Source organism: Streptomyces sp. NBC_00299 (assembly GCF_036173045.1).
Taxonomy (GTDB): Bacteria; Actinomycetota; Actinomycetes; order Streptomycetales; family Streptomycetaceae; genus Streptomyces; species Streptomyces machairae.
Genome location: NZ_CP108039.1, coordinates 6,804,379 through 6,827,820, shown reverse-complemented (window position 1 = coordinate 6,827,820; position 23,442 = coordinate 6,804,379). Strand labels below are relative to the sequence as shown.

The following is a 23,442-nucleotide window of genomic DNA, read 5'->3' as shown; positions in this document are numbered from 1 at the left end:
CATCGACATATTCGGACGGCCACCCCTGCGCCGGCGTGTGCAGGCATGACAGGGGTGGCCGTGCGCAGGGCGTGACGGCTCAGCAGCTCGCCTTGCCGGCGTAGATCGCCAGGGCGGTGTTGGAACCGAGGGTGGCCGTGAACTGCCCGCTGGAGTTCACCGTCACGCTCGTGTTGTTCTGCACGTTGCAGTACGTGCCCGCCGCGAGGGACGTCTGGTAGGTGCGGGTCAGGCTGCTCGCCTCGTGGTTGATGGCGACGTAGCCCTTGCCGCCCCGCCCGAAGGCGATGGCGTCGCCGCCGTTGTCCCACCAGTTGGTCACCGACTCACCGCGTGTGGCGTTGCGGAAGGCGACCATCGACTTGATCTCCGGCCACGCGTGCTGGCACTTCCAGCCGTTCTGCCAGCAGGCGTTGACCGTACCGCCGTTGGGCGGGCCCGCGTCGTGGTCGGAGAACTCGTAGCCGGAGTTGATGTCGGGGGCGCCGTACGGGTAGGCCAGCATGAAGACACTGGCCAGTGTGTAGTTGGCGCCGTCCTTGTAGGTGAGCGTGGAGCCGTTGCGCTCGGTGTCGTGGTTGTCGACGAAGACACCGGAGACACCGGTGCTCATATAGCCCCAGCCCTCGCCGTAGTTCTTCAGGTAGGCGAGGTTCTCGTTGTTGAAGACGCGCTTGAGGTCGTAGGCGTAGCGGAACTCCTGGACGTCGCCGTTGCCCGTGTACTCGGTGGGCTGGACGGCCTCTCCGCTGCCGTAGATGACCTCCTGCTTCCAGTACACCGCCGGGTTGCTGAGCCGCGACTTGATGTTGGCGAGGTCGGCGGCCGGGATGTGCTTGGCCGCGTCGATGCGGAAGCCGTCGACGCCGAGAGAGAGCAGGTCGTTCATGTACCCGGCGATGGCGCCGCGGACGTAGGACTCGCCGGTGTCGAGGTCGGCGAGGCCGACGAGTTCGCAGTTCTGGACGTTCGCACGGTCCGCGTAGTTGGTGATCTGCGCGGTGCAGTCGTCGAAGTCGAAGGAGGAGTACAGACCGGGGTAGTTGTACTTCGTGTACGACGAACCGCCGGTGCCGGTGCCGCTGCCCGCGGACATGTGGTTGATGACGGTGTCGGCGACGACCTTCACCCCCGCCGCATGGCAGGTGTTCACCATGTTCTGGAAGGCCGTCCGGTCCCCGAGCCGGCCGGCGATCTTGTAGCTGACGGGCTGGTACGACGTCCACCACTGCGAGCCCTGGATGTGCTCGGCGGGCGGGGAGACCTGGACGTAGCCGTAGCCGGCGGGGCCGAGGGTGTTGGTGCACTCCTTGGCGACCGAGGCGAAGTTCCACTCGAACATCACCGCGGTGACGTCCTTCGTGCCGGGCGGGGAGGCGGACGCGGGGGTCGCGGGGGCCATCAGGGCCGCCGAAGTGGCGGCGAGCACGGTCGCGGTGACGGACCATCTCGATATCACAGGCGTAACTCCTTGCGATGACGGCCAGGCGTCTTTGCCGGGCGCCGGCGTGACCGTACCGCCACGAAAGGTTTACAGCAAGAGAGTTGAAAGTCATAGCAAGTACTTTCATCCGCAACCTTGACGCGCCCTTCTCAACTCCCTCGCGCTCACCGGGTCTCCGAGGAACGGCAGAGGGCCCGCTGCCTGAGAAGCAGCGGGCCCTCGCGATTTGACGACGCGTCAGGCAGTCGTCCACCACACCGTCGTGTCGCCCGGCACCTTCGCCTCGCCGTCGGTCTCGCTGATCTCGCCGCTGGCGAGCAGCACGCGGCCGTACGCCGGGGTGGTCACCGACTCCGAGCCGGTGTTGGCGACGCAGACGAACTCGCCGCGCCGGAAGGCGAGGACCCCCTCGGGGGCCTTCAGCCACTCCACCGCGTCGCCTGCGCCCAGGTCGCGCTGCGCGCGGCGCGCGGCCAGCGCGGAGCGGTACAGCTCCAGGGTGGAGTCGGGGTCGCCGGTCTGCGCCTCGATGCTCAGCTCGCCCCACCCCTGCGGCTGCGGCAGCCAGCTGCCACCCGTGCCGAAGCCGTACGACGATCCCGTACGCGTCCACGGGATCGGCACCCGGCAGCCGTCACGGAAGCCGTCCTGGCCCTCGCCGCGGAAGTACGCCGGGTCCTGGCGCACCTCGTCCGGCAGGTCGACGACGTCCGGCAGGCCCAGCTCCTCGCCCTGGTAGACGTACGCCGAACCGGGCAGCGCGAGCATCAGCAGGGTCGCCGCCCGTGCCCGCCGCAGCCCCAGTTCTCGGTCGCCCGCCGTGCGGATCTGGGTGCCGAGGCCGGGCGGGTTGGCGAAGCGGGTGGCGTGGCGGGTGACGTCGTGGTTGGACAGGACCCACGTCGCCGGGGCACCCACCGGGCGCATCGCGTCCAGGGTGCGGTCGACGACCTCGCGGAGCTCCTTGGCGTCCCACTCGGTCGACAGGTACTGGAAGTTGAAGGCCTGGTGGAGCTCGTCCGGGCGCACGTAGTTGGCGGTGCGCTCGACGGTCGGGGTCCATGCCTCCGCCACGAAGATGCGCTCGCCGGCGTACTCGTCGAGGATCGTGCGCCACTGGCGGTAGACGACATGCACGCCGTCCTGGTCGAAGAACGGCATGACATCGTTGCCCAGCAGCTTGAGCTGCTCGTGGGATCCGAGGTCGGGCAGCCCCTCCGCCTTCACCAGGCCGTGCGCCACGTCGATACGGAAGCCGTCGACGCCCATGTCGAGCCAGAAGCGCAGGATGGAGCGGAACTCGTCCCCGACCGCCGGGTGCTCCCAGTTGAAGTCGGGCTGCTCGGGGGCGAAGAGGTGCAGGTACCACTCGCCGGGCGTGCCGTCGGGCTCGGTGACCCGGGTCCACGCCGGGCCGCCGAAGATCGACTCCCAGTCGTTGGGCGGGAGGGCACCGTCCGCGCCCTTGCCGGGGCGGAAGTGATAGCGGTCCCGCAGCGGGGAGCCCGGCCCCTCCGCGACGGCACGCTTGAACCACTCGTGCTGGTCGGAGGAGTGGTTGGGGACCAGGTCGACGATGATCCTCAGCCCCAGCTCATGGGCGTCACGGATCAGCGCGTCGGCGTCGAGGAGGTTGCCGAACATCGGGTCGACGGCCCGGTAGTCGGCGACGTCGTAGCCGGCATCGGCCTGCGGGGAGGCGTAGAACGGGCTCAGCCAGACGGCGTCCACGCCGAGGTCGCGCAGATACGGGAGTCGGGAGCGTACGCCTTCCAGGTCGCCCATGCCGTCGCCGTTGCTGTCGGCGAAGCTGCGCGGATAGACCTGGTAGATCACCGCGTCCCGCCACCAGTCGCGGCGCTTGGCGACGGTGGCGACGGCGGAGGTTTCGGCCGGTGCGGTGGGGTGCTGGCTCATGGCGTCCTTGGTGCGTAACGGGTTCATGGGTCAGAGAAGTGGGGGTGACGAGGCGGCCGCGGTGACAGCGGGGTCGGATGGACACCGCGACCGCCTCGGGTTTCGGGGTGGGGCTCAGCAGCTCGCTCTTAGGGGCCCGGGGCTGTAATGATGTGCGGCTACCGCCGCGCGGGCGCGACCAGCCACGACGGCGCCGCAGCCGATCGACAGCCGACGTCAGCCCTTCGTGCCGCCGGCGGTAAGCCCGGTGACCAGGTTCTTCTGCACGAAGTAGAAGAACGCGGACACGGGTATGGCGATCAGCACAGCCGTCGCGGCCATCAGATTCCGCTGCGCGTCATGCTCACTGACGAAGGTCTGCAACCCGACCGCGAACGTGTACTTCGTGTCGGACAGCATGAACGTCGACGCGAACGCGACCTCGCCGAAGGCCGTGAGGAAGCTGTAGAACGCGGCGACCGCCAGACCCGGCTTGGCGAGCGGAAGGATCAGCCGCGCGAAGGTGCCGAACGGGGTCAGCCCGTCGACGCGTCCGGCCTCGTCGATCTCGAACGGGATCGTGTCGAAGTAGCCCTTCATCAGCCAGGCACAGTACGGCACGGTCGTCGTGCAGTAGACGAGGATGAGACCGAGGTAGCTGTCGACGAGCTGGAGCTTGGACAGGATCTGGTACATCGGCACCATGAGGACGGCCACCGGGAACATCTGGGTCACGAGCAGCACCCACATGAACTTCTTGTACCCCGGGAAGCGCATCCGCGAGACCGCGTAGCCGGTGGTGGCGGCAATGACGACGCCGATCAGCGTGGTGCCCAGCGTGACGATCAGGGTGCTCGTCAGCCAGTCGAAGAACTTGGTCTCCTGCAGGACGAACGTGTAGTTGTCCAGCGTCATCTTCCCCCAGATGCCACCGGGGTGGAGGTAGTCGTCCTTGTCCGGGCCGAGGGACAGGAAGACCAGCCAGACGACGGGGAACAGCGCGATCAGGCTCGCCACGATCAGGATGCCGTGGGAGACGACGGACGTCCTGCGGCTGTTCTCGCCCCGGCGGACCCCGCGCGGCGCGGTCGGCGACTTGGGGGGCTGGTCCGCCGGAGCAGTGGTCTTGACGGTCGTGGTGCTCATGGGGACTCCTGCCTCAGATCGCGAGCTGCGGGTCATTGCGGTTCAGCCAGCGGCGGTAGAAGGAGGTGAAGACGATCAGGATGGCCAGCAGCAGAATGCCGTAGGCGGCCGACTGCGCGAAGTCACGCGGCTGCTGTCCGAAGCCGAGGTAGTAGGCCCAGGTGACGAGGATCTGCGCGTCCGGAGCGGTGTCGCCGAACAGCAGGAAGATGATGGCGAACTGGTTGAAGGTCCAGATGATGCCGAGGAGTACGACGGTGGAGCTGACGGACCTCAGGCCCGGCACGGTGACGTACCGGAACTGCTGCCACCTGCTCGCGCCGTCCATCTCGGCGGCCTCGTAGAGCGAGGAGTCGATGGACTGCAGTCCGCCGAGCAGCGAGAGCATCATGAACGGCACACCGCACCAGGTGTTCACCATGATCGCGGCGAACCGCTGCCAGAAAGTGTCCTCCAGCCACAGCGGCGTCGGCAGGTGGAGCGTTTCCAGGAACGAGTTGATGATGCCGCCGTCGGCGAGCATGAACCGCCAGCCGAAGACGGTGACGAAGGTCGGCACGGCCCACGGCAGGATCAGGATCAGCCGGTACAGGGTGCGGCCGCGCAGCTTCTGGTTGAGCAGCAGGGCGAGGCCCAGGCCGATGGTGTAGTGGAGGGTGACGCAGGCCGCCGTCCAGAAGATCGTCCAGATGAAGTGCGACCAGAAGCGGTCGTAGGCCGTCTCGCCCCACAGGATGTCGGCGTAATTGTCGAGGCCGATGAACTTGTAGGTGGCCTCGATCTCGTTGACGCCGATCGTGCGGGCCGAGTTGAGGCTGTTGGCGTCGGTGAGCGTGAGATAGAAGCCGTACACCAGCGGATACAGCACGAGAACGCCGAGGACGATCACCACCGGGGCGATCATCGCGTAGGCGTACCAGTGCTTCTGGTAGCCGTGCTTCAGGCGCTGGCGCAGGCCGGGCCGCGGCGCGCGATCACCGCGGCGCTTGCCGGTCGCGCGGTCGATGGCGACTGTCATGGTTCGACAACCTTCTCGAAGTTCGGCAGATCAGGGGGTGTACGGCGCACAGGCCGGTGGCCGCCGGAACTCTCCCCCCATGGTCAGGGAGTTCCGGCGGCCACTCGGGGTTACTTGCTGAAGTCCGGGACCAGCTTGGCGATGGAGGTCTCGGCGGTGCTCAGACCCTTGTCGAGGGACTCCTTGCCACCGGCGATCTTCAGCAGCTCGGTGTCCAGCGGGCCCCACAGGGAGCTGTACTCGGGCAGCGCGGGACGCGGCTGGGCGGAGGCGAGGACGGTCTGGTAACCGGCGATGCCCGGGTCGGCCTTCACCTCGGCGGTGTAGGCGTCGTCACGGACCGGCAGCGTGGAGTTCTTGAGGGCGATCGTCTCCTGCGCCTTCTGCGACGTCATGAAGTTCACGAACTTCAGCGCGGCCTTCTGGTGGGCCTCGTCGGAGCCGGCGTACACGGAGAGGTTGTGGCCGCCGGTCGGGGCGCCCGCCTTGCCGGACGAGCCGGCCGGGACGGTGGCGATGCCGAGGTTGGCCTTGTCCTTGAACGCGGAGCCCTTGTAGAAGTTGGTGATCTCCCAGGGGCCCTGCATGATCGCGGCGACCTTGCCGTTGACGAACGCCTCCTGGATGTGGGCGTAGGCGTCGGCGGTGGTGTCGGCCTTGTGCAGGCCCTTGCCGTCGAAGAGGCTCAGCCAGGTGCCGTAGCCCTTCTTGGCCTCGGCGCCGGCGACGGTGATCTTCTTGGCGTCGGCGTCGACGGTGTCGGTGCCCTCGCCGTAGAGGAAGGTCTGGGCGTAGTAGGCCTGGGTGGAGCCCCAGTAGCCGTCGACGCCGGTCTTGTCCTTGATCTTGGCGGCGGCCTTCTTCAGGTCGTCCCAGGTCTTGGGGGCCTCGACGCCGGCCTTCTTGAACAGGTTCTTGTTGAAGACGAAGGCGAGGGTGTCCGTGGTGAACGGAACGCCGTAGACCTTGTCCTCGTACTTGGCCTGCTCGATCAGGCTGGGCTGGAACTTGGCCTGGTCGGCGAGGGCCTCGGTGCCGTCCAGCGGCAGGAAGAAGCCCTTCTTGGCGAAGGCGGGGGTCCAGCCGACCTCGGAGCGCAGGATGTCCGGGGCACCCTTGGAGCCGGCGGCGGTGTCGAACTTGTTCTGCGCCTGGTCGAACGGCACGTTGACGTACTTGACCTTGACGTCCTTGTTGGCGGCCTCGAACTCCTTGACCAAGGCCTGGTACGTCGGTGCCTCGTTGGTGGCGTTGGAGGTGTCCCACCAGGTGATGGTGACCGGCCCGTCGGCGCTGTCGCCGCTGTCACTTCCGCCGCAGGCCGTCGCCGCGAGGGCGAGGGACGCCACCAGCGCGGTGGCCGCTATGCCACGCCGCATGAGATCTCCTTGAGGGTGAAAAGCCCGTGTGATGCAGGGGCGGCCCCGTCTGCCTGCCCTCTGCTGTCTTGCCGACTGCGCCGTTGCGGCCGCCGGGCGACGTGAACGTAACAGCGCTGAAAGACTTACGAAAGACCTTGCAGAAAAAAAGTGCAAGGGAACGTCGAAGTTATCCGGGTGTGACCGCTCGGCGACCACCATGAGACGCTTCTTTTCAACGGTGGAGCGGCATGGAGGCGGGTTGTGCAAGACTCTGCAAGCTCTTGCCATCACTTTCACGAGGGAGCGCGATGACGCAGCAGCCCGGGCCGCGACGGCCAACAGGTCGCCCACGGCGTCCGATTGGTGTGCAAGGCGACATACGGCCGGTACAGTCCAGTGCCGTGACCACACGGCTTGCCGACATCGCTGCTCAGGCGGGGGTCAGCGAAGCGACCGTCAGCCGCGTCCTCAACGGGAAGCCGGGCGTCGCTTCGACCACCCGCCAGTCCGTGCTGGCCGCACTCGACGTACTCGGCTACGAACGCCCCGTACGCCTGCGCCAGCGCAGCGAGGGCCTGGTCGGCCTGATCACCCCGGAGCTGGAGAACCCGATATTCCCGGCCCTGGCCCAGGTCATCGGCCAAGCCCTCACCAGGCAGGGCTACACCCCGGTGCTGGCCACACAGACTCCGGGCGGCTCGACCGAGGACGAGCTGACGGAGATGCTGGTCGACCGCGGAGTGGCCGGCATCATCTACGTCTCCGGCCTCCACGCCGACACCACCGCCGACATGCAGCGCTACGAGCGTCTGCGCGCCCAGGGTGTCCCCTTCGTCCTGGTCGACGGCTTCTCGCCCAAGGTCCAGGCACCTTTCATTTCCCCCGACGACCGCGCGGCCATGAACCTGGCCGTCACCCACCTCGCCTCACTGGGTCACACGCGCATCGGCCTGGCTCTGGGCCCCAAGCGCTTCGTCCCGGTGCAGCGCAAGATCGAGGGCTTCGTCCGTACGATTCAGGACCAGCTGAGCCTGCCGACGGACGTCATCGAGACCGAGCTGATCCAGCACTCGCTCTACACCCTGGAGGGCGGCCAGGCCGCCGCCACCGCTCTGATCGAGCGCGACTGCACCGCGATCGTCTGCGCCAGCGACATGATGGCGCTGGGCGCGATACGGGCGGCCCGGCAGCTCGGCCTCGACGTCCCCAAGGACATCTCGGTGGTCGGCTTCGACGACTCCCCCCTGATCGCCTTCACCGACCCGCCGCTCACCACGGTCCGCAAGCCGGTGCCGGCGATGGGCCAGGCCGCAGTACGCACGCTCCTCGAGGAGATCGGCGGGACTCCCGCCCCCCACAGCGAGTTCGTGTTCATGCCGGAGCTGGTGGTGCGGGGTTCGACCGCTTCGGCACCCGGTGACAGGAATCGTCCCTAAGTCGTCCGCGAGGCGGAGAATAGACCGGTCCCTCCCCTGCGTTGGTATGAGTATGGAGCTGTACGTCGGCCGTAGAACGTGCGTCCTGAACCCAACCGCGGGATGATCGGTCGGGGAAGTCTTTTCTGGCAGACTCTGTGCCCATGGGTGACACCTCCGTGACGACACTGGAAGGCCGGGAAGCGGCCGTTCTGCCCCCCGTCGCGGACGAGACGGGGCGGGGGCCCCTGCGCCGACTGCGCACTCCGCGCCGCCCTCGCCTCTGGTTCGAGGTCCTGCTGATCGCGGTGAGTTACTGGACGTACTCACTGATCCGCAACGCGGTGCCGGAGCAGCGGACCGAGGCCCTGCACAACGCCGACTGGCTCTGGAAGCTGGAGCACCAACTCGGCATCGCCGTCGAGGAGTCGATCAACCACGCCGTGAACTCGGTGACTTGGCTGATCGTCGGCATGAACTACTACTACGCGACGCTGCACTTCATCATCACCCTGGGTGTCCTCGTCTGGCTCTACCGCAGCCACCCCGGCCGCTACGCGGCCACCCGCCTGGTCCTCTTCGCCACCACAGGCGTGGCCCTGGTCGGTTACTACCTGTACCCGCTCGCCCCCCCACGGTTGATGACCAACACCGGCTTCATCGACACGGTGCTGGTCCACGACACCTGGGGTTCGATGGCCTCGGGCGACCTGAAGAACATGTCGAACCAGTACGCCGCCATGCCGTCCATGCACATCGGCTGGTCCGTCTGGAGCGGCCTGACGATCTTCGCCCTGGCAAGGATCCCCTGGGTCCGCGTCCTGGGCCTCCTCTACCCGACGGCAACCCTGCTGGTGATCGTCGCAACGGCCAACCATTTCTGGCTGGACGCGGTGGGAGGCCTCATCTGCCTGGCGTTCGGCTACACGGTGGCCCGCCTCTGGTACGGAAAGCTGCCGTACGCACTGCCCAGGCGAGTGGCGCACGCGCCAAGGACGGCAAGGGGACGTGCCGGGGGATCTCCGCCGGCAGCGGCGGGCGTCAACGCCGAGCAGCCTTCCGAGGAACCGAGCCGCCCGGCCGAGGACGGAGACCCCACGGCACGGCCTCGACCCCAACCACACCGTTAGGCGCTGCGCGCACCCCCACGGGCCGCAGCGCTACCCCCCGTAGAACAGCTCGTCCACCACACCCCGAGCCCGCCGGGCGGTACGCCGATACGCATCGAGCATGTCCCCGACGTGACCGAGCTCGTACCCCAGGTAACGTCCCACAGCGGCCAGCTCCCGCGCATCCGACGGAAACGTGTCGCCGGCCCGCCCCCGCACCAGCATCACGGCATTGCGCACCCGAGTGGCCAGCACCCACGCCTCGTCCAGGATCGCCGTGTCCTCGTCCGAGATGAGCCCGGCGTCGCGGGCGGCGGCGAGAGCCTCCCGGGTCCGGGTCGTCCGCAGTCCCGGCACGCCCGAGCCGTGCTGCATCTGAAGCAGCTGAACGGTCCACTCGACGTCGGAGAGCCCACCCGGTCCGAGCTTGGTGTGCAGCTTGGGGTCGGCACCGCGAGGCAGCCGCTCGGACTCCATGCGCGCCTTCAGCCGCCGGATCTCCCGCACGGCGTCCTCACCGAGCCCACCCGCGGGATACCGCAGCGGATCGACCATCTCGATGAACCGGCGCCCCAGATCCGCGTCCCCCGCCACCGCCTCGGCCCGCAGCAGGGCCTGCGACTCCCACACCAGCGACCACCGGCGGTAGTACGCCCCGTACGAGTTCAGCGTCCGCACCAGCGGCCCCGACTTGCCCTCCGGCCGCAGATCGGCGTCGATCAGCAGCGGCGGATCCGCGCTCGGGATCTGCAGCAGCCGCCGCATCTCCTCGACGACCCGGTTCGCGGCCACGGCGGCCTCGTGCTCGTCGACGCCGTCCTGCGGCTCGTGCACGAACAGGACGTCCGCGTCACTGCCGTAACCCAGCTCCTGCCCGCCGAAGCGCCCCATCCCGATGATCGCGAACCGGGTGGGCAGCGTGTCACCCCAGCCGGCCCGCACCACCGCCCGCAACGTGCCGGCCAGCGTCGCTGCCGTGAGCCCCGACACCGCCGCCCCGACCCGGTCCACAAGGGCCCCCTGGTCGGCCTCGGGCGGCTTCGTCTCGGTGCCGTAGGAGTCGACGATGTCCGCGGCGGCCGTACGGAACAGCTCCCGCCGGCGCACCCCACGGGCCGCCGTGACCGCCTGGACGTCACCGTCGGCGCGGCGCACCGCGGCGATGATCTCCTGCTCCAGATGGCCGCGCGAGCGAGGCTCCAGCCCGCTGCCGCCGCCCCCGTTCCCGAGCAGTGCGACGGCCTCGGGCGCCCGCAGCAGCAGATCGGGGGCGAGCCGGCCGGCGGACAGCACCCGGGCGAGGTTCTCGGCGGCGGCGCCTTCGTCCCTCAACAGCCTCAGGTACCAAGGGGTCTTGCCGAGCGCGTCCGACACCTTGCGGAAGTTCAGCAGGCCCGCGTCCGGATCGGCCGAGTCGGCGAACCAGCCCAACAGGACGGGCAGCAGGGTGCGTTGGATCGCCGCCTTGCGGCTGACGCCGGAGGCCAGCGCCTCCAGATGGCGCAGGGCGGAGGCCGGATCGGCGTACCCGAGCGCGACGAGCCGCTCGCGCGCCGCCCCGGCGCTCAATCGGGCCTCGCCGGGGGCGAGTTGGGCGACCGCGTCGAGCAGCGGCCGGTAGAAGATCTTCTCGTGCAGACGCCGTACGACGCTCGCGTGCCGTCTCCACTCGCGGTTCAGCTCGGCGACCGGGTCGGCGCGCAGGCCGAGGGAGCGGCCGATGCGCCGCAGGTCGGCGTCGTCCTCGGGCACCAGATGCGTGCGGCGCAGTCGGTAGAGCTGGATGCGGTGCTCCATGGAGCGCAGGAACCGGTACGCGGCGTCGAGCTGCGCGGCGTCGGCACGGCCGACGTAGCCGCCCGCGGCGAGGGCCTGCAGGGCATCGAGCGTGGTGCCGCTGCGCAGGGACACGTCGTCCCGTCCGTGCACCAACTGCAGTAGCTGCACGGCGAATTCGACGTCCCTCAGTCCCCCCGGCCCCAGCTTGAGCTGGCGGTCGAGCTCGGCGACGGGGATGTTCTCCACGACCCGGCGGCGCATCTTCTGCACGTCGGGAACGAAGTTCTCCCGCTCGGCGGCCTTCCAGACCAGGGGCTCCAGCGCGGCGACGTACGCCTCACCGAGCTCGATGTCGCCCGCCACCGGGCGTGCCTTGAGCAGCGCCTGGAACTCCCAGGTCTTGGCCCAGCGTTGGTAGTAGGCGAGGTGGCTGCTGAGCGTGCGCACCAGGGGGCCGTTCCTGCCCTCGGGCCGCAGGTTGGCGTCGACCGGCCAGATGGAGCCCTCGACGGTGGTCTCCGAGCAGATGCGCATCATGTGCGAGGCGATCTTGGTGGCCGACCGCAGGGCCTTGGCCTCGTCGGCGCCGTCCGCGATCTCGCCGACGAAGATGACGTCGACGTCGGAGACGTAGTTCAGCTCGTGGCCCCCGCACTTGCCCATCGCGATCACCGCGAGCCGGCACAGTGCGGCGTCCTCCGGCGCGGCGGAGCGGGCGATGGCGAGCGCGGCGCGCAGGGTCGCGGTGGCGAGGTCGGCGAGCTCGGCGGCCGTCTGGGCCAGGTCGGTGGTGCCGCACACGTCACGGGCGGCGATGGACAGCAGACAGCGCCGGTAGGCGACGCGCAGGGACACCGGGTCGGTGGCCCCGGCGAGTCCGCGCTCGAACTCCTCCACGCCGGGGTGCAGATCCCGCGGCTCGTACATGGCCAGTTCCTGCCAGTCGCCGGCGTGCTTGGCGAGGTGGTCGGCCAGCGCGGCGGAGGCGCCGAGCACGCCGAGCAGCCGGTCGCGCAGGGGCTTGGCCGCTATCAGCGTGTCCACCAGCTCCCGCTGGGCGGCGGGACCGGGCTGTGCCTCGAGCAGCCGGACGAGGCCGTGCAGGGCGAGGTCGGGGTCGGCGGTGGCGCCGAGGGCCTCCAGCAGGACCGGGTCGTTCCTGACCGGCGCGAGCTCGTCGCTGTCCAGGAGGCGCTCGGCGTCCGACGGGTCGGTGAAACCGTGCCGCAGCAGCCGCGTGAAAGTACTGCTCCTGCGCCCCGGCGCCGTCATGCTCGCCCTCCCGTCCGATCGGGGTCGTGTGCGCCCGATCAAGGTCGTACCCGGTCGAGCCTAGCCGGAGAGTCCGCCAGTGGCGCCGATGAGTTCGGGTGGTCCGTGGGGTCTTCCTTGTCGAGGGACACGTCCGACGACATATTCCGCCGACACATCTGGAGGCCGTCCGATGACTGACACGCAACCGCAGACCCGGCTGGATGGGCGCTACAGCGACGAGACGGCCACGGCGGTTCCGTGGCCCGAGGCGGAGAAGCTGCTGGCCGAGGCCGAGCTGTTCTGGATCTCCACGGTACGGCCGGACGGGCGCCCGCATGTGACTCCGTTGCCGGCGGTCTGGTCCCAGGGGGCCCTGCACTTCTGCACGGGCCCGGAGGAGCGCAAGGCGCGGAATCTGGCGGCCAACCCGCACCTCGTCCTGACGACCGGCACGAACCGCTGGGACAAGGGCTACGACCTGGTGGTCGAGGGCGAGGCGGTACGGATCACCGACGAGGCCCGTCTACGCGAGCTGGCCGCCGGGTGGGAGGCGAAGTACGGCAGCTTCTGGCACTTCGACGTCGCGGACGGCAGCTTCCGGCACGGCGCGGGACACGCCTACGTCTACTCGGTGGCGCCGAGCACGGTTTTCGGCTTCGGTAAGGGTGAGCCGTTCAGCCAGACTCGTTGGCGTTTTTCCTAGGAGGACCAGGAATGGACTTCACGCTCGAAGTGATCCCGCTGCCCGTGAGCGACATCGACCGGGCCCGCGACTTCTACCGGGACAAGGTCGGCTTCCACGTCGACATCGACCAGGAGGTCATGCCCGGCATGCGCATCGTCCAGCTGACGCCTCCGGGCTCCGGCTGTTCGATCGCCCTCGGCGACAGCATCTGGGACATGACGAAGGGCGAGACCGTCCCCGAGCCCGGCTCCTACCAGGGCCTCCAGCTCTGCGTGGCCGACATCAAGGCGGCCCACGCGGAACTGGTCGAACGCGGCCTCGACATCTCCGAGCCGGTCCAGTACACCCCTGACGACGGCGCCACCTTCATGTACTTCAAGGACCCCGACGGCAACGGCTGGTCGGTCCAGGAATACCGCCAGAGGGCCACGAAGCCGCTGCACCAGCTCCTGACGGAACAGGTGAACGAGCGCGGGCAGTAACGCCGTGAGGAGGGCGCGGGGTCGTGAACACGACCCCGCGCCCTGCGCGAAGCCTTAGAGAACCGGCAGATTCTTCCGCAGCTCGAACGCGGTGACCTCGGAGCGGTACTCCTCCCACTCCTGCCGCTTGTTGCGCAGGAAGAAGTCGAAGACGTGCTCCCCCAGCGTCTCGGCGACGAGGTCGCTGCGCTCCATCAGGGACAGGGCCTCGCCCAGGTTCTGCGGCAGCGGCTCGATGCCCATCGCGCGGCGCTCGGCGTTGGACAGGGCCCAGACGTCGTCCTCGGCGCCGGGCGGGAGCTCGTAGCCCTCCTCGATGCCCTTGAGGCCGGCGGCCAGCAGGAGGGCGTACGCCAGGTAGGGGTTGGCCCCGGAGTCCAGGGACCGGACCTCGACCCGCGCCGAGCCCGTCTTGCCGGGCTTGTACATCGGGACGCGGACCAGGGCCGAGCGGTTGTTGTGGCCCCAGCAGATGTACGACGGGGCCTCGCCGCCGGCGCCCGCGGTGCGCTCGGAGCCGCCCCAGATGCGCTTGTAGGAGTTCACCCACTGGTTGGTGACCGCGGAGATCTCCGCGGCGTGCCGCAGCAGGCCCGCGATGAAGGAGCGGCCGACCTTGGAGAGCTGGTACTCGGCGCCCGACTCGTAGAACGCGTTGCGGTCGCCCTCGAACAGGGACAGGTGCGTGTGCATGCCGCTGCCCGGGTGCTCGGAGAACGGCTTCGGCATGAAGGTCGCCTGGACGCCCTGCTCCAGCGCCACCTGCTTCATGACCAGGCGGAACGTCATGATGTTGTCCGCCGTGGACAGTGCGTCGGCGTAGCGCAGGTCGATCTCCTGCTGGCCCGGCGCGCCCTCGTGGTGGGAGAACTCGACGGAGATGCCCATCGACTCCAGCATGGTGATCGCCTGGCGGCGGAAGTCCATGCCGATGTTCTGCGGGGTGTGGTCGAAGTAGCCCGACTCGTCGGCCGGGGTGGGCCGGGAGCCGTCCAGGGGCTTGTGCTTGAGCAGGAAGAACTCGATCTCGGGGTGCGTGTAGAAGGTGAACCCCAGGTCGGAGGTGCGGGCCAGCGCGCGCTTGAGTACGTAGCGCGGGTCCGCGAAGGACGGGGAGCCGTCCGGCATGAGGATGTCGCAGAACATGCGGGCGGTGCCGGGGGCCTCGGCGCGCCAGGGCAGGATCTGGAACGTCGACGGGTCCGGCTTGGCGATCATGTCGGACTCGTACACCCGGGCGAAACCCTCGATCGCGGAGCCGTCGAAGCCGATGCCCTCGTCGAAGGCCTGCTCCAGCTCGGCGGGGGCCACGGCCACTGACTTGAGGAAACCCAGCACGTCCGTGAACCACAGGCGTACGAACCGGATGTCGCGCTCCTCCAACGTCCGGAGCACGAACTCCTGCTGCTTGTCCATCTTGCGCTTCCCCATCCTTGCTGGTCAGGCCGCCTGTCTCCGGTGCGGCGGGAGGCGGTCGGGCACCTGAGCATCACACCACAACACCGTTTCAGGCGCGTTGCGCACCTTGATCGCCACAGCGATCTCCGATCGAACGCCCGGCAAACGGCAGGTGTCCCGCCGCGGTGCCCGGTGAACTGCTCTGCCGCCCATAGTGCCTGCTCGGACCGACATCCGTAACGCCCGGTCCCCCAGGACCCACCCCGCTTTAATTTGCATATCAGATGCAAGTTTTAATGAGGGGCGGGCGGGCGCCCTTGCGCCGCCCGGTCGAGCCCGAGGAGACCCGATGCTGTCCGAGCAGTCCGTCGCCACCGTGCGTGCCACCCTCCCCGTCGTCGGCGGCGCCATCGACGAGATCAGCGAGCGCTTCTACGCCGGGCTGTTCGCGGCCCGCCCCGAGCTGCTGCGCGACCTGTTCAACCGCGGCAACCAGGCGGCCGGCACCCAGCGCCAGGCCCTCGCGGGGTCGATCGCCGCGTTCGCGACGTACCTCGTGGACCACCCCGACGACCGGCCCGACGCGATGCTGGGCCGCATCGCCCACAAGCACGCCTCCCTGGGTGTCACGGCGGAGCAGTACGCGCTCGTCCACGAGCACCTGTTCGCCGCGATCGCCGACGTGCTCGGCGAGGCCGTCACGCCCGCGGTCGCGGCCGCCTGGGACGAGGTCTACTGGCTGATGGCGAACGCCCTGATCGCGATCGAGAAGCGGCTGTACGAGGAGCGCGGCGGCAGCGCATGGCGGGAGTGGGAGGTCGTCGGGCGCGTCGAGGAGACCGCCGACGTGGCCACTTTCCGGCTGCGCTCCGCCGACGGCCGCCCGGCGGCGGACTTCCGGGCCGGGCAGTACGTCTCCGTCCAGGTCGAGCTGCCGGACGGGGCTCGGCAGATACGCCAGTACAGCCTCTCGGCCGCGCCCGGCTCGCCCCTGCGCCAGATCAGCGTGAAGCGGGTCCGCGGCGGCACGGCTCCCGACGGCGAGGTCTCGAACCACCTCCACGCGCGCGTGCACGTCGGCGACCGGCTGCGCGTGTCGGCGCCGTACGGCGATCTCGCCCTGGCCGGGAACCTGGCCGGCAACGGCACGGCCGCACCGCTGCTCCTCGCCTCGGCCGGCATCGGCGTGACCCCGATCGTCGCCATGCTGGGGCAGCTCGCGGACACCGGGCACCAGGGCCCCGTGGTCGTCGTGCACGGCGACCGCTCCCCCGCCGAGCACGCCCTGCGCGCCGACCACGAGGCGTACGCCGGGAAGCTGCCGGACGCGTCGGTCCACTTCTGGTACGAGGAGGGCGCCGACCACTACGAGGGCGGCGCCGACGCCTCCCGCCGCGCCGGCCGGGTCGACCTCACCGGCGTCGCCGTTCCGAAGGGCACGCGCGCGTACCTGTGCGGTCCGCTGCCCTTCATGCGGGCGGTGCGGGCGCAGCTGATCGGGAAGGGTGTGGCACCGGCCGACATCCACTACGAGGTGTTCGGCCCCGACCTCTGGCTCGCGCGGGAGACCTGAAGCCGGGTCGGCCTCAGGGTGTCCGGCCGATCTGGAGGAGCAGGGGCCCGGTGGGGTCAGCGGTCACGTCGGCCAGCGTCAGCGGGTCCAGCGAGGCGAAGAAGGCCTCCTGGGCCCGGCGCAGCGCACCGCGCAGCCGGCACCCGGTGTTGAGCGGACAGGGGCTGTCGCCCTCGCACTCGACGACATCGCCGTCCCCCTCGAAGGCGCGCACGACCGCGCCGACCGAGGCGGTGCGGCCCCTGTCGCTGAGCGACAGCCCTCCGCCGCGGCCCCGGCGGGCGTCCACCAGGCCCAGGTGCTGCAACTCGGCGACGACCTTGGCGGCGTGCGTGTACGGCACCTCCATGTCCGCCGCGACCTCGCGGGTCGTCGGCGTGGCACCCTCCAGGACGGCGAGCCGCATGAGGAGCCGTAGTGCCAGGTCGGTGGAGCGCAACAGCCGCATGTACGGCAGCGTAGATAATGCGCATCCGCGGTTCAAAATATTCGGGAAGCGACCCTCGCCCGACCGGCGGGATCATCCCGATCCGGCCTTTCCTCTGTCCTCTCGACATCCTCTCTACGAGATGTCACACCTTCCCCATTACGATCAGCGGACCCGACCGTCCCTTTCCCCAGAAGGACAACACCTCATGGGCTCCGCCAAGAACAAGAGCAACGCGGCTCGCAAGGCGCGAATAGAGGAGATGCGGCGTGCCGAGCATGCCCGTGAGCGCCGTAACCGCATCCTCACCATCGCGTCCAGCGTGGTGGTCGTCGTCGGTCTCGTGGCCGCCGGTGTCGTCCTGGTCCGGTCGCAGTCCGACGACGACAAGGACGAGGCGAAGCGGCCGGCCGACAAGACCCCCGGGAAGTTCGTCACGGGGAAGGACGGCGTGAAGACCTGGAGCAAGAAGCTGTCGAGCACCCACGTCGAGACCAGTGTCGGGTACCCGATGGAGCCCCCGGTCGGCGGCGACCACCACCGGGCATGGATGAACTGCAACGGCGACGTCTACGACAAGGAACTCGCGAAGGAGAACGCCGTGCACTCGCTGGAGCACGGCGCGGTCTGGGTGACCTACACGTCCAAGGCCGCCAAGGCCGACGTCGAGGCGCTGTCGGCGAAGGTCAAGCAGACGCCGTACACGCTGATGAGCCCGGACGAGAAGCAGCAGGACCCGATCATGCTCAGCGCGTGGGGGCACCAGCGCACGGTGACGAGCGCGAGCGACCCGAACGTCGCCAAGTTCTTCGAGAGGTACGTCCAGGGCGAGCAGACACCCGAGCTCGGCGCGCCGTGCACGGGCGGTCTGTCGGAGTGAGGCAGCACGTCGGCTGGACAGCGGGGACCGCGGCGGCCGTGCTCGTCGCGGTCGGCGCGCTCACCTACGCGGTCGCCGAGGACGGCGGTTCGAGCGGGACGCCGGGCGCCGACTCGGCGGACGCCGGGTTCGCGCGTGACATGGCGGTGCACCACCAGCAGGCCGTGGAGATGTCGTACATCGTGCGCGACCGCACGAAGGACGAGGAGATCCGGCGGCTCGCGTACGACATCGCGCAGACCCAGGCCAACCAGCGCGGCATGCTGCTGGGCTGGCTGGACCTGTGGGAGCTGCCGAAGGTGTCGTCGGACGCGCCGATGACCTGGATGGGCATGGGTGACATGCCCGCCGGCGAGGACGGCGCGCTGATGCCGGGCATGGCGACCAACACGGAGATGAAGAAGCTTCAGGGGCTCAGCGGCAAGCAGGCGGAGATCTTCTTCCTCCAGTTGATGACGGCCCATCACAAGGGCGGCATCCACATGGCCGAGGGCTGTGTCGACAAGTGCGCGGTCGGCGTGGAGAAGCGGCTCGCGCAGACCATGGTGAACGGGCAGCAGTCGGAGATCGACCTGATGGCGGACATGCTGAAGGAGCGGGGCGCGAAGCCGCGGTCCTGATGTCGCCGGCTGTTCGCCGCAGCTGCCGCCGTGGCTGTCGAAATGGCTTTGTCATTAGGTTAGTTGGGACCTTCTTGGTCCGGGCATTCCCCTGGCGTGAACGGTTCGTCGCTTAAGTGGCCACCGTCGGGTGATCCACTCGCACGCACGAACCACACAGGGGGTTCCATGAGATCGAACCGTGCCGCGCTGCGCGCCTCGGTGAGCTTGGCGGCGACACTGCCTCTCCTCACCGGCGCGCTGGCGCTCGGCATACCCGCGGCGCACGCTGCGGACCAGGGCCGCGACACACTCGCCGGCACCAAGCCCGCCTGGGCCACGGCCAGGGCGGACCGGGGCGCGGCCGCGGACAGTGCCCGGGTCTCCGCACGGGTCTACCTGGCGGGCCGGGACGCGGCCGGCCTCGCCGCCTATGCGAAGGCCGTGTCGGACCCGAGCTCGGCGTCGTACGGCAAGTACCTCAGCGCCGGCCGGGCCCAGGCCCGTTTCGGCGCGACGAAGGCACAAGTGGCCGCCGTCAGGAGCTGGTTGCAGTCGGCCGGTCTGAAGGTCACGGGTGTCACGCAGCACTATGTCGCCGTCACCGGCGAGGTGGCCGCCGCGGAGAAGGCGTTCGGCACCCAGCTGCACAACTACACCAAGGGCGCGAAGACCTACCGCGCGCCCACGGCGACCGCGTCGGTGCCGGACAGCCTCAAGGGCGCCGTCCTGACGGTCACGGGCCTGGACAACGCGCCGCACCTGGCGAGCCACCAGGACCAACTCCCGCCGCCGGAGACGGTGTTCCGCAATGCCGGGCCCTTTTCGACGTACCACGGCTCGAAGGTGGCGACCACGCTGCCGGACGCGTACGGCACGAAGATCCCGTACGCCGTCAAGGGCTACACCGGCAAGCAGCTGCGCGCCGCGTACGGCGCGGGCAAGCGGACCGGCAAGGGCGTGCGCATCGCCATCACCGACGCGTACGCCTCCCCGACCATCGCCTACGACGCGGGCACCTACGCGAAGCGCAACGGCGACGCGGCCTGGAAGAGCGGCCAGTTGCGCCAGGTCCTGCCCGCGCAGTACACACGGACCGAGGAGTGCGGCGCGGCAGGCTGGTACGGCGAGGAGACCCTCGACGTCGAGGCCGTGCACGCGGTCGCGCCCGGCGCGCAGGTCACCTATGTGGGCGCCGCGTCCTGCTACGACGAGGACCTGCTGGACTCGCTCAGCAAGATCGTCGACAACCATCTGGCCGACCTCGTCTCCAACTCCTGGGGCGAGACCGAGGACGCCCAGACGCCGGACCTCGCGGCCGCCTACGACGAGGTCTTCCAGTTCGGCGCGGTCGAGGGCATCGGCTTCTACTACTCCTCCGGCGACGACGGCGACGAGGTCGCGAGCAGCGGCACCAAGCAGGTGGACATCCCGGCGAGTTCGGCGTGGGTGACGGCGGTCGGCGGTACCTCGCTGGCGGTCGGCAAGGGCGACAAGTACCTCTGGGAGACCGGCTGGGGCACCAAGAAGGCGGTCCTGTCGGCCGACGGCAAGAGCTGGACCGGCTTCCCGGGCGCGTTCAACTCGGGCGCCGGCGGCGGTACCAGCAAGACGGTCGCCGAGCCGTACTGGCAGAAGGGCGTCGTGCCGGACGCGCTCGCCAAGGCCAACAGCACCGGCGGCAACCGTGTCGTCCCGGACATCGCGGCGATCGCCGACCCGAACACCGGGTTCCTGGTGGGCCAGACGCAGACCCTGCCGGACGGGACGACGCAGGCCTATGACGAGTACCGCCTCGGCGGCACCTCGCTCGCGGCGCCGGTGATCGCGGCCGTCCAGGCCCTCGCGCAGGAGGCCCGCGGCGGCAAGCCGCTCGGCTTCGCCAACCCGGCGATCTACGCCCGGTACGGCTCGAAGGCGTACCACGACGTCACCGACAACCCGACGGGCTCCGGCCTCGCGGTCGCCCGCGTCGACTACGTCAACGGCTACGACGCGACCGGCGGCCTGACCACGTCCGTGCGCACCCTCGGCAAGGACAGCTCCCTGCAGGCCGTGAAGGGCTACGACGACGTGACGGGCGTGGGGACGCCCGCGGGCGGCTATGTGGAGTCGTACCGACGTCGCTGAGCGGCGGCAACGCGGCACGAGCAGGGCAAGCACGGCACGCGAACGGCACAAAAAGGCGCCCCGCCGACGGGGGAAGATCGGCGGGGCGCTGTGGTGCCGCATTGGTTCAGGGGTGGCCGAGCCCGGCAGGGCTCAGTGGACCGAGTGCTCCTCCCGCGGGAACGTTCTGCCGACCACGTCGTCCGCGAACGCCTTCGCCGCGTTGCCCATGACCTCGCGGAGGTTGGCGTACTGCTTGACGAACTTGGGGACGCGGCCGCCGGTCAGGCCCAGCATGTCCGTCCAGACCAGGACCTGGGCGTCGGTCTCGGCACCGGCGCCGATGCCGACGGTCGGGATGTGGAGTACTCGGGTCACCTCGGCGGCCAGTTCGGCCGGCACCAGCTCCAGGACGACCGCGAACGCGCCCGCGTCCTGGACCGCCTTCGCGTCCCGCAGGAGTTGCGCGGCGGCTTCCTCGCCGCGGCCCTGGACGCGGTAGCCCATGGCGTTGACGGACTGCGGGGTCAGGCCGATGTGGGCCATGACCGGGATGCCGGACTCGACCAGCAGGCGGATCTGCTCGTGCGAGCGCTCGCCGCCCTCCAGCTTGACCGCCCCGACGCCGGCCTCCTTGACCAGCCGGGTCGCCGAGCGCAGCGCCTGCACCGGGCCCTCCTGGTACGAGCCGAAGGGCAGGTCGCCGACGATGAGGGCGCGGGACGTGCCGCGTACGACGGCCGCCGAGAGCATGGTCATCTCGTCGAGCGTCACGGGCACGGTGGTCTCGTAGCCGAGGTGGCAGTTGCCCGCCGAGTCGCCGACGAGCATGACCGGGATGCCGGCCTCGTCGAAGACGGACGCGGTCATCGCGTCGTAGGCGGTGAGCATGGGCCACTTCTCGCCCCGCTCCTTGGCGAGGCCGATGTCGCGAACGGTGATACGGCGTGTGCCCTTCCCCCCGTACAGCGCCTTGCTGCTGCCGTCGGAGGTCTTCGCCTGAGGCGTCTGGGCAGCCGAAAGCTGCGTCATTGCAACGGCTCCTTCTGTCATCTCGAGGCGCCCTTACGGCGTCCCCGGATCCCCTCCATGGTGGCACCTCGTGCCAGGGACGGCCAGACCTCCCTGTGTGAGTTCCGCCCCGGTGTGCCGCCCGGTGTTCCGCCCCGCGTTCCGTCCCGCGTAAGTACTCGGTAAGAATTTAAGATACGAGACGGTTCCGTATCGTAAAGGCGGTAGCGTCGACGGCATGACTTCTCCCGCCGCCACAGCCCCCCGCATACCGGAAGCCGTGCACCGGCGCCGTTGGGCGATCCTCGCCGTGCTGATGCTGAGCCTGCTGATCGTCGTCCTGGACAACTCGATCCTGAACGTCGCCATCAAGACCATTTCCACCCCGGCCCCGACCGGGCTCGGCGCCACCCAGAGCGAGCTGGAGTGGGCGATCAACGCCTACACCCTCGTCTTCGCGGGCCTGCTGTTCAGCGCGGGCATCCTCGGCGACCGGCTCGGCCGCAAGAAGGTCCTGCTCGGCGGGCTCGCCGTGTTCGGGATCGGCTCCGCCCTCGCCGCGTTCTCCGGCTCGCCCGGCGAGCTCATCACCTTCCGCGCGGTGATGGGCCTCGGCGCCGCCTTCGTCATGCCGGCCACCCTCGCCGTCCTGATGAACGTCTTCGAGCGCGAGGAGCAGCCCAAGGCCATCGGCATCTGGGCGGGCGGTGTCGGGCTCGCCATCGCCATCGGGCCCATCACGGGCGGCGTGCTGCTCGACCACTTCTGGTGGGGGTCCGTCTTCCTCATCAACGTGCCGATCGTGCTGCTCGCGCTCGCGCTGATGCTGTGGCTGGTCCCGGACTCGCGTGACCCGAAGCCCGGCCGTATCGACCCCGTCGGCGTCGTGCTCTCCGTCGTCGGCCTCGTCCTGCTCGTCTACGGCATCATCAAGGGCGGCCAGCTCGCCGACTTCACCAACCCGACGGTCCTCGCGACCATCGGCTCCGGCGTCGCCGTGCTCGCCGCGTTCGTCGTGTTCGAGAAGCGCAGCGACCATCCGTCCATCGACGTCACGTACTTCCGCAACAAGGTCTTCTCGGCCGCGATCGGCGTGATCGCGCTGGTGTTCTTCGCCCTGATGGGCGTGACGTTCTTCTCGGTCTTCTACACCCAGAGCGTGCGCGGCTACTCGCCGTTGGAGACCGGACTGCTGATGCTGCCGCTCGCCGCCGCCCAGATGATCTTCGCCCCGCGCGCCCGGCTCGTCGTCGACCGGTTCGGCAACCGCGCCACCACCACCGGCGCCATGCTGCTGATCGCCGCCACGCTGGCCGCGTTCGCCACGTTCGAGGCGGACACGCCGATCTGGATCCTGGAGGTGGTCTTCTTCCTCATGGGCACCGCGATGGCGCACATCATGACCCCGGTCAGCGTCGTCATCATGCAGGCCCTGCCCCGCGAGAAGGCCGGCTCCGCCTCCGCGCTCAGCAACACCTTCCGGCAGGTCGGCGGCGCGCTCGGCATCGCCGTGCTGGGCTCGGTCCTGTCGACCGCGTACCGGGGTGACATCGAGGACCGGCTCACGGTGCTGCCGGAGGGCCTGCGGCACACCGCGGGCGAGTCCATCGAGGCCACGCTCGGCGTCGCGGACCGGCTCGGGCCGCGGGGCGACGCGCTCGTCGGAGCGGCCCACGACGCCTTCCTGCACGCCATGCACGTCACCGCCCTGTGGGGCGCGGGCGTCGCGGTGCTCGGTGCGGTGGTCGTCGGGCTGTTCCTGCCGGGGCGGCCGGCGGCACCTCAGGAGGGCGAGACGGAACGGGAGTTGGCGGCAGCGGAGTAGGAGACGGGGGGCACGACAGGCGCCGACGCGC

General features: G+C 69.6%; 18 protein-coding genes. 9 read left to right on the top strand and 9 right to left on the bottom strand.

Annotation, left to right across the window (positions count from 1 at the left end; genetic code table 11):
* Positions 1-79 precede the first annotated feature (79 nt).
* From OHT51_RS30395 to OHT51_RS30375, 5 genes are all read right to left on the bottom strand, one after another.
* The gene (locus OHT51_RS30395; protein WP_328884492.1) at positions 80-1,402 is read right to left on the bottom strand and encodes an alpha-amylase; all 1,323 of its coding nucleotides are present in this window, start codon (positions 1,400-1,402) and stop codon (positions 80-82) included.
* Positions 1,403-1,681: 279 nt separating this feature from the next.
* On the bottom strand, positions 1,682-3,361 hold the full coding sequence (locus OHT51_RS30390; RefSeq protein ID WP_328882101.1) for a glycoside hydrolase family 13 protein: 1,680 nt from the start codon (positions 3,359-3,361) through the stop codon (positions 1,682-1,684).
* A 216-nt stretch (positions 3,362-3,577) separates the two neighbouring features.
* On the bottom strand, positions 3,578-4,486 hold the full coding sequence (locus OHT51_RS30385; protein ID WP_328882100.1) for a sugar ABC transporter permease: 909 nt from the start codon (positions 4,484-4,486) through the stop codon (positions 3,578-3,580).
* A 13-nt stretch (positions 4,487-4,499) separates the two neighbouring features.
* Positions 4,500-5,504 carry a carbohydrate ABC transporter permease gene (locus OHT51_RS30380; RefSeq protein ID WP_328882099.1) on the bottom strand — a complete coding sequence of 335 codons (1,005 nt, stop codon included), beginning with the start codon at positions 5,502-5,504 and terminating at the stop codon, positions 4,500-4,502.
* Between the two features lie 110 nt (positions 5,505-5,614).
* Complete coding sequence (locus OHT51_RS30375) at positions 5,615-6,883, bottom strand: extracellular solute-binding protein (RefSeq protein ID WP_328882098.1); 1,269 nt, start codon at positions 6,881-6,883, stop codon at positions 5,615-5,617.
* 383 nt (positions 6,884-7,266) lie between these two features.
* Here OHT51_RS30375 and OHT51_RS30370 point away from each other — a divergent pair, with 383 nt between their 5' ends.
* The gene (locus OHT51_RS30370; protein WP_328882097.1) at positions 7,267-8,301 is read left to right on the top strand and encodes a LacI family DNA-binding transcriptional regulator; all 1,035 of its coding nucleotides are present in this window, start codon (positions 7,267-7,269) and stop codon (positions 8,299-8,301) included.
* A gap of 143 nt (positions 8,302-8,444) precedes the next feature.
* The gene (locus tag OHT51_RS30365; protein ID WP_328882096.1) at positions 8,445-9,410 is read left to right on the top strand and encodes a phosphatase PAP2 family protein; all 966 of its coding nucleotides are present in this window, start codon (positions 8,445-8,447) and stop codon (positions 9,408-9,410) included.
* 30 nt (positions 9,411-9,440) lie between these two features.
* Here OHT51_RS30365 and OHT51_RS30360 read toward each other — a convergent pair whose 3' ends face one another.
* Entirely contained in the window at positions 9,441-12,440 is a 3,000-nt protein-coding gene (locus OHT51_RS30360) for a bifunctional [glutamine synthetase] adenylyltransferase/[glutamine synthetase]-adenylyl-L-tyrosine phosphorylase (protein ID WP_328882095.1), read from the bottom strand.
* 172 nt (positions 12,441-12,612) lie between these two features.
* On the opposite strand from OHT51_RS30360, the gene OHT51_RS30355 reads away from it, so the two are divergent.
* The gene (locus OHT51_RS30355) at positions 12,613-13,125 is read left to right on the top strand and encodes a pyridoxamine 5'-phosphate oxidase family protein (RefSeq protein WP_328882094.1); all 513 of its coding nucleotides are present in this window, start codon (positions 12,613-12,615) and stop codon (positions 13,123-13,125) included.
* A gap of 11 nt (positions 13,126-13,136) precedes the next feature.
* A complete protein-coding gene (locus OHT51_RS30350; protein ID WP_328882093.1) occupies positions 13,137-13,589 on the top strand; it encodes a VOC family protein in 453 nt (150 codons plus the stop codon).
* 54 nt (positions 13,590-13,643) lie between these two features.
* Here OHT51_RS30350 and OHT51_RS30345 read toward each other — a convergent pair whose 3' ends face one another.
* A complete protein-coding gene (locus tag OHT51_RS30345; RefSeq protein WP_328428208.1) occupies positions 13,644-15,005 on the bottom strand; it encodes a glutamine synthetase family protein in 1,362 nt (453 codons plus the stop codon).
* Between the two features lie 331 nt (positions 15,006-15,336).
* Between OHT51_RS30345 and OHT51_RS30340 the strand changes: the two genes are divergently transcribed.
* Positions 15,337-16,560 carry a globin domain-containing protein gene (locus OHT51_RS30340; protein ID WP_328882092.1) on the top strand — a complete coding sequence of 408 codons (1,224 nt, stop codon included), beginning with the start codon at positions 15,337-15,339 and terminating at the stop codon, positions 16,558-16,560.
* Between the two features lie 13 nt (positions 16,561-16,573).
* Here the strand turns inward: OHT51_RS30340 and OHT51_RS30335 are convergent, their stop codons facing one another.
* Positions 16,574-17,008 (bottom strand): Rrf2 family transcriptional regulator, encoded by a 435-nt coding sequence (locus OHT51_RS30335; RefSeq protein ID WP_328882091.1) that lies wholly within the window; start codon positions 17,006-17,008, stop codon positions 16,574-16,576.
* 187 nt (positions 17,009-17,195) lie between these two features.
* Here OHT51_RS30335 and OHT51_RS30330 point away from each other — a divergent pair, with 187 nt between their 5' ends.
* From OHT51_RS30330 to OHT51_RS30320, 3 genes are all read left to right on the top strand, one after another.
* The gene (locus OHT51_RS30330; protein WP_328882090.1) at positions 17,196-17,867 is read left to right on the top strand and encodes a DUF3105 domain-containing protein; all 672 of its coding nucleotides are present in this window, start codon (positions 17,196-17,198) and stop codon (positions 17,865-17,867) included.
* Positions 17,864-18,487, top strand: coding sequence for a DUF305 domain-containing protein (locus OHT51_RS30325; protein WP_328882089.1), 624 nt, complete (start codon positions 17,864-17,866; stop codon positions 18,485-18,487). The genes OHT51_RS30330 and OHT51_RS30325 overlap by 4 nt, the downstream gene beginning before the upstream one ends.
* Before the next feature lie 168 nt (positions 18,488-18,655).
* On the top strand, positions 18,656-20,596 hold the full coding sequence (locus OHT51_RS30320) for a S53 family peptidase (protein ID WP_328882088.1): 1,941 nt from the start codon (positions 18,656-18,658) through the stop codon (positions 20,594-20,596).
* A 132-nt stretch (positions 20,597-20,728) separates the two neighbouring features.
* On the opposite strand, the gene panB is transcribed toward OHT51_RS30320, so the two are convergent.
* Positions 20,729-21,607 carry a 3-methyl-2-oxobutanoate hydroxymethyltransferase gene (gene panB / locus OHT51_RS30315; RefSeq protein ID WP_328882087.1) on the bottom strand — a complete coding sequence of 293 codons (879 nt, stop codon included), beginning with the start codon at positions 21,605-21,607 and terminating at the stop codon, positions 20,729-20,731.
* A 217-nt stretch (positions 21,608-21,824) separates the two neighbouring features.
* Between panB and OHT51_RS30310 the strand changes: the two genes are divergently transcribed.
* Complete coding sequence (locus OHT51_RS30310; protein ID WP_328882086.1) at positions 21,825-23,411, top strand: MFS transporter; 1,587 nt, start codon at positions 21,825-21,827, stop codon at positions 23,409-23,411.
* The last annotated feature ends 31 nt before the right edge of the window (positions 23,412-23,442 follow it).

Coding starts and splice junctions, on each gene's coding strand:
- OHT51_RS30310 (WP_328882086.1), top strand. CDS start 21,825: ATGACTTCTCCCGCCGCCACAGCCCCCCGCATACCGGAAGCCGTGCAC.
- OHT51_RS30345 (WP_328428208.1), bottom strand. CDS start 15,005: ATGGACAAGCAGCAGGAGTTCGTGCTCCGGACGTTGGAGGAGCGCGAC.
- OHT51_RS30380 (WP_328882099.1), bottom strand. CDS start 5,504: ATGACAGTCGCCATCGACCGCGCGACCGGCAAGCGCCGCGGTGATCGC.
- OHT51_RS30395 (WP_328884492.1), bottom strand. CDS start 1,402: ATGGCCCCCGCGACCCCCGCGTCCGCCTCCCCGCCCGGCACGAAGGAC.
- OHT51_RS30375 (WP_328882098.1), bottom strand. CDS start 6,883: ATGCGGCGTGGCATAGCGGCCACCGCGCTGGTGGCGTCCCTCGCCCTC.
- OHT51_RS30320 (WP_328882088.1), top strand. CDS start 18,656: ATGAGATCGAACCGTGCCGCGCTGCGCGCCTCGGTGAGCTTGGCGGCG.
- OHT51_RS30330 (WP_328882090.1), top strand. CDS start 17,196: ATGGGCTCCGCCAAGAACAAGAGCAACGCGGCTCGCAAGGCGCGAATA.
- OHT51_RS30335 (WP_328882091.1), bottom strand. CDS start 17,008: ATGCGGCTGTTGCGCTCCACCGACCTGGCACTACGGCTCCTCATGCGG.
- OHT51_RS30360 (WP_328882095.1), bottom strand. CDS start 12,440: ATGACGGCGCCGGGGCGCAGGAGCAGTACTTTCACGCGGCTGCTGCGG.
- OHT51_RS30390 (WP_328882101.1), bottom strand. CDS start 3,361: ATGAGCCAGCACCCCACCGCACCGGCCGAAACCTCCGCCGTCGCCACC.
- OHT51_RS30350 (WP_328882093.1), top strand. CDS start 13,137: ATGGACTTCACGCTCGAAGTGATCCCGCTGCCCGTGAGCGACATCGAC.
- OHT51_RS30385 (WP_328882100.1), bottom strand. CDS start 4,486: ATGAGCACCACGACCGTCAAGACCACTGCTCCGGCGGACCAGCCCCCC.
- OHT51_RS30355 (WP_328882094.1), top strand. CDS start 12,613: ATGACTGACACGCAACCGCAGACCCGGCTGGATGGGCGCTACAGCGAC.
- OHT51_RS30340 (WP_328882092.1), top strand. CDS start 15,337: ATGCTGTCCGAGCAGTCCGTCGCCACCGTGCGTGCCACCCTCCCCGTC.
- panB (WP_328882087.1), bottom strand. CDS start 21,607: ATGACGCAGCTTTCGGCTGCCCAGACGCCTCAGGCGAAGACCTCCGAC.
- OHT51_RS30365 (WP_328882096.1), top strand. CDS start 8,445: ATGGGTGACACCTCCGTGACGACACTGGAAGGCCGGGAAGCGGCCGTT.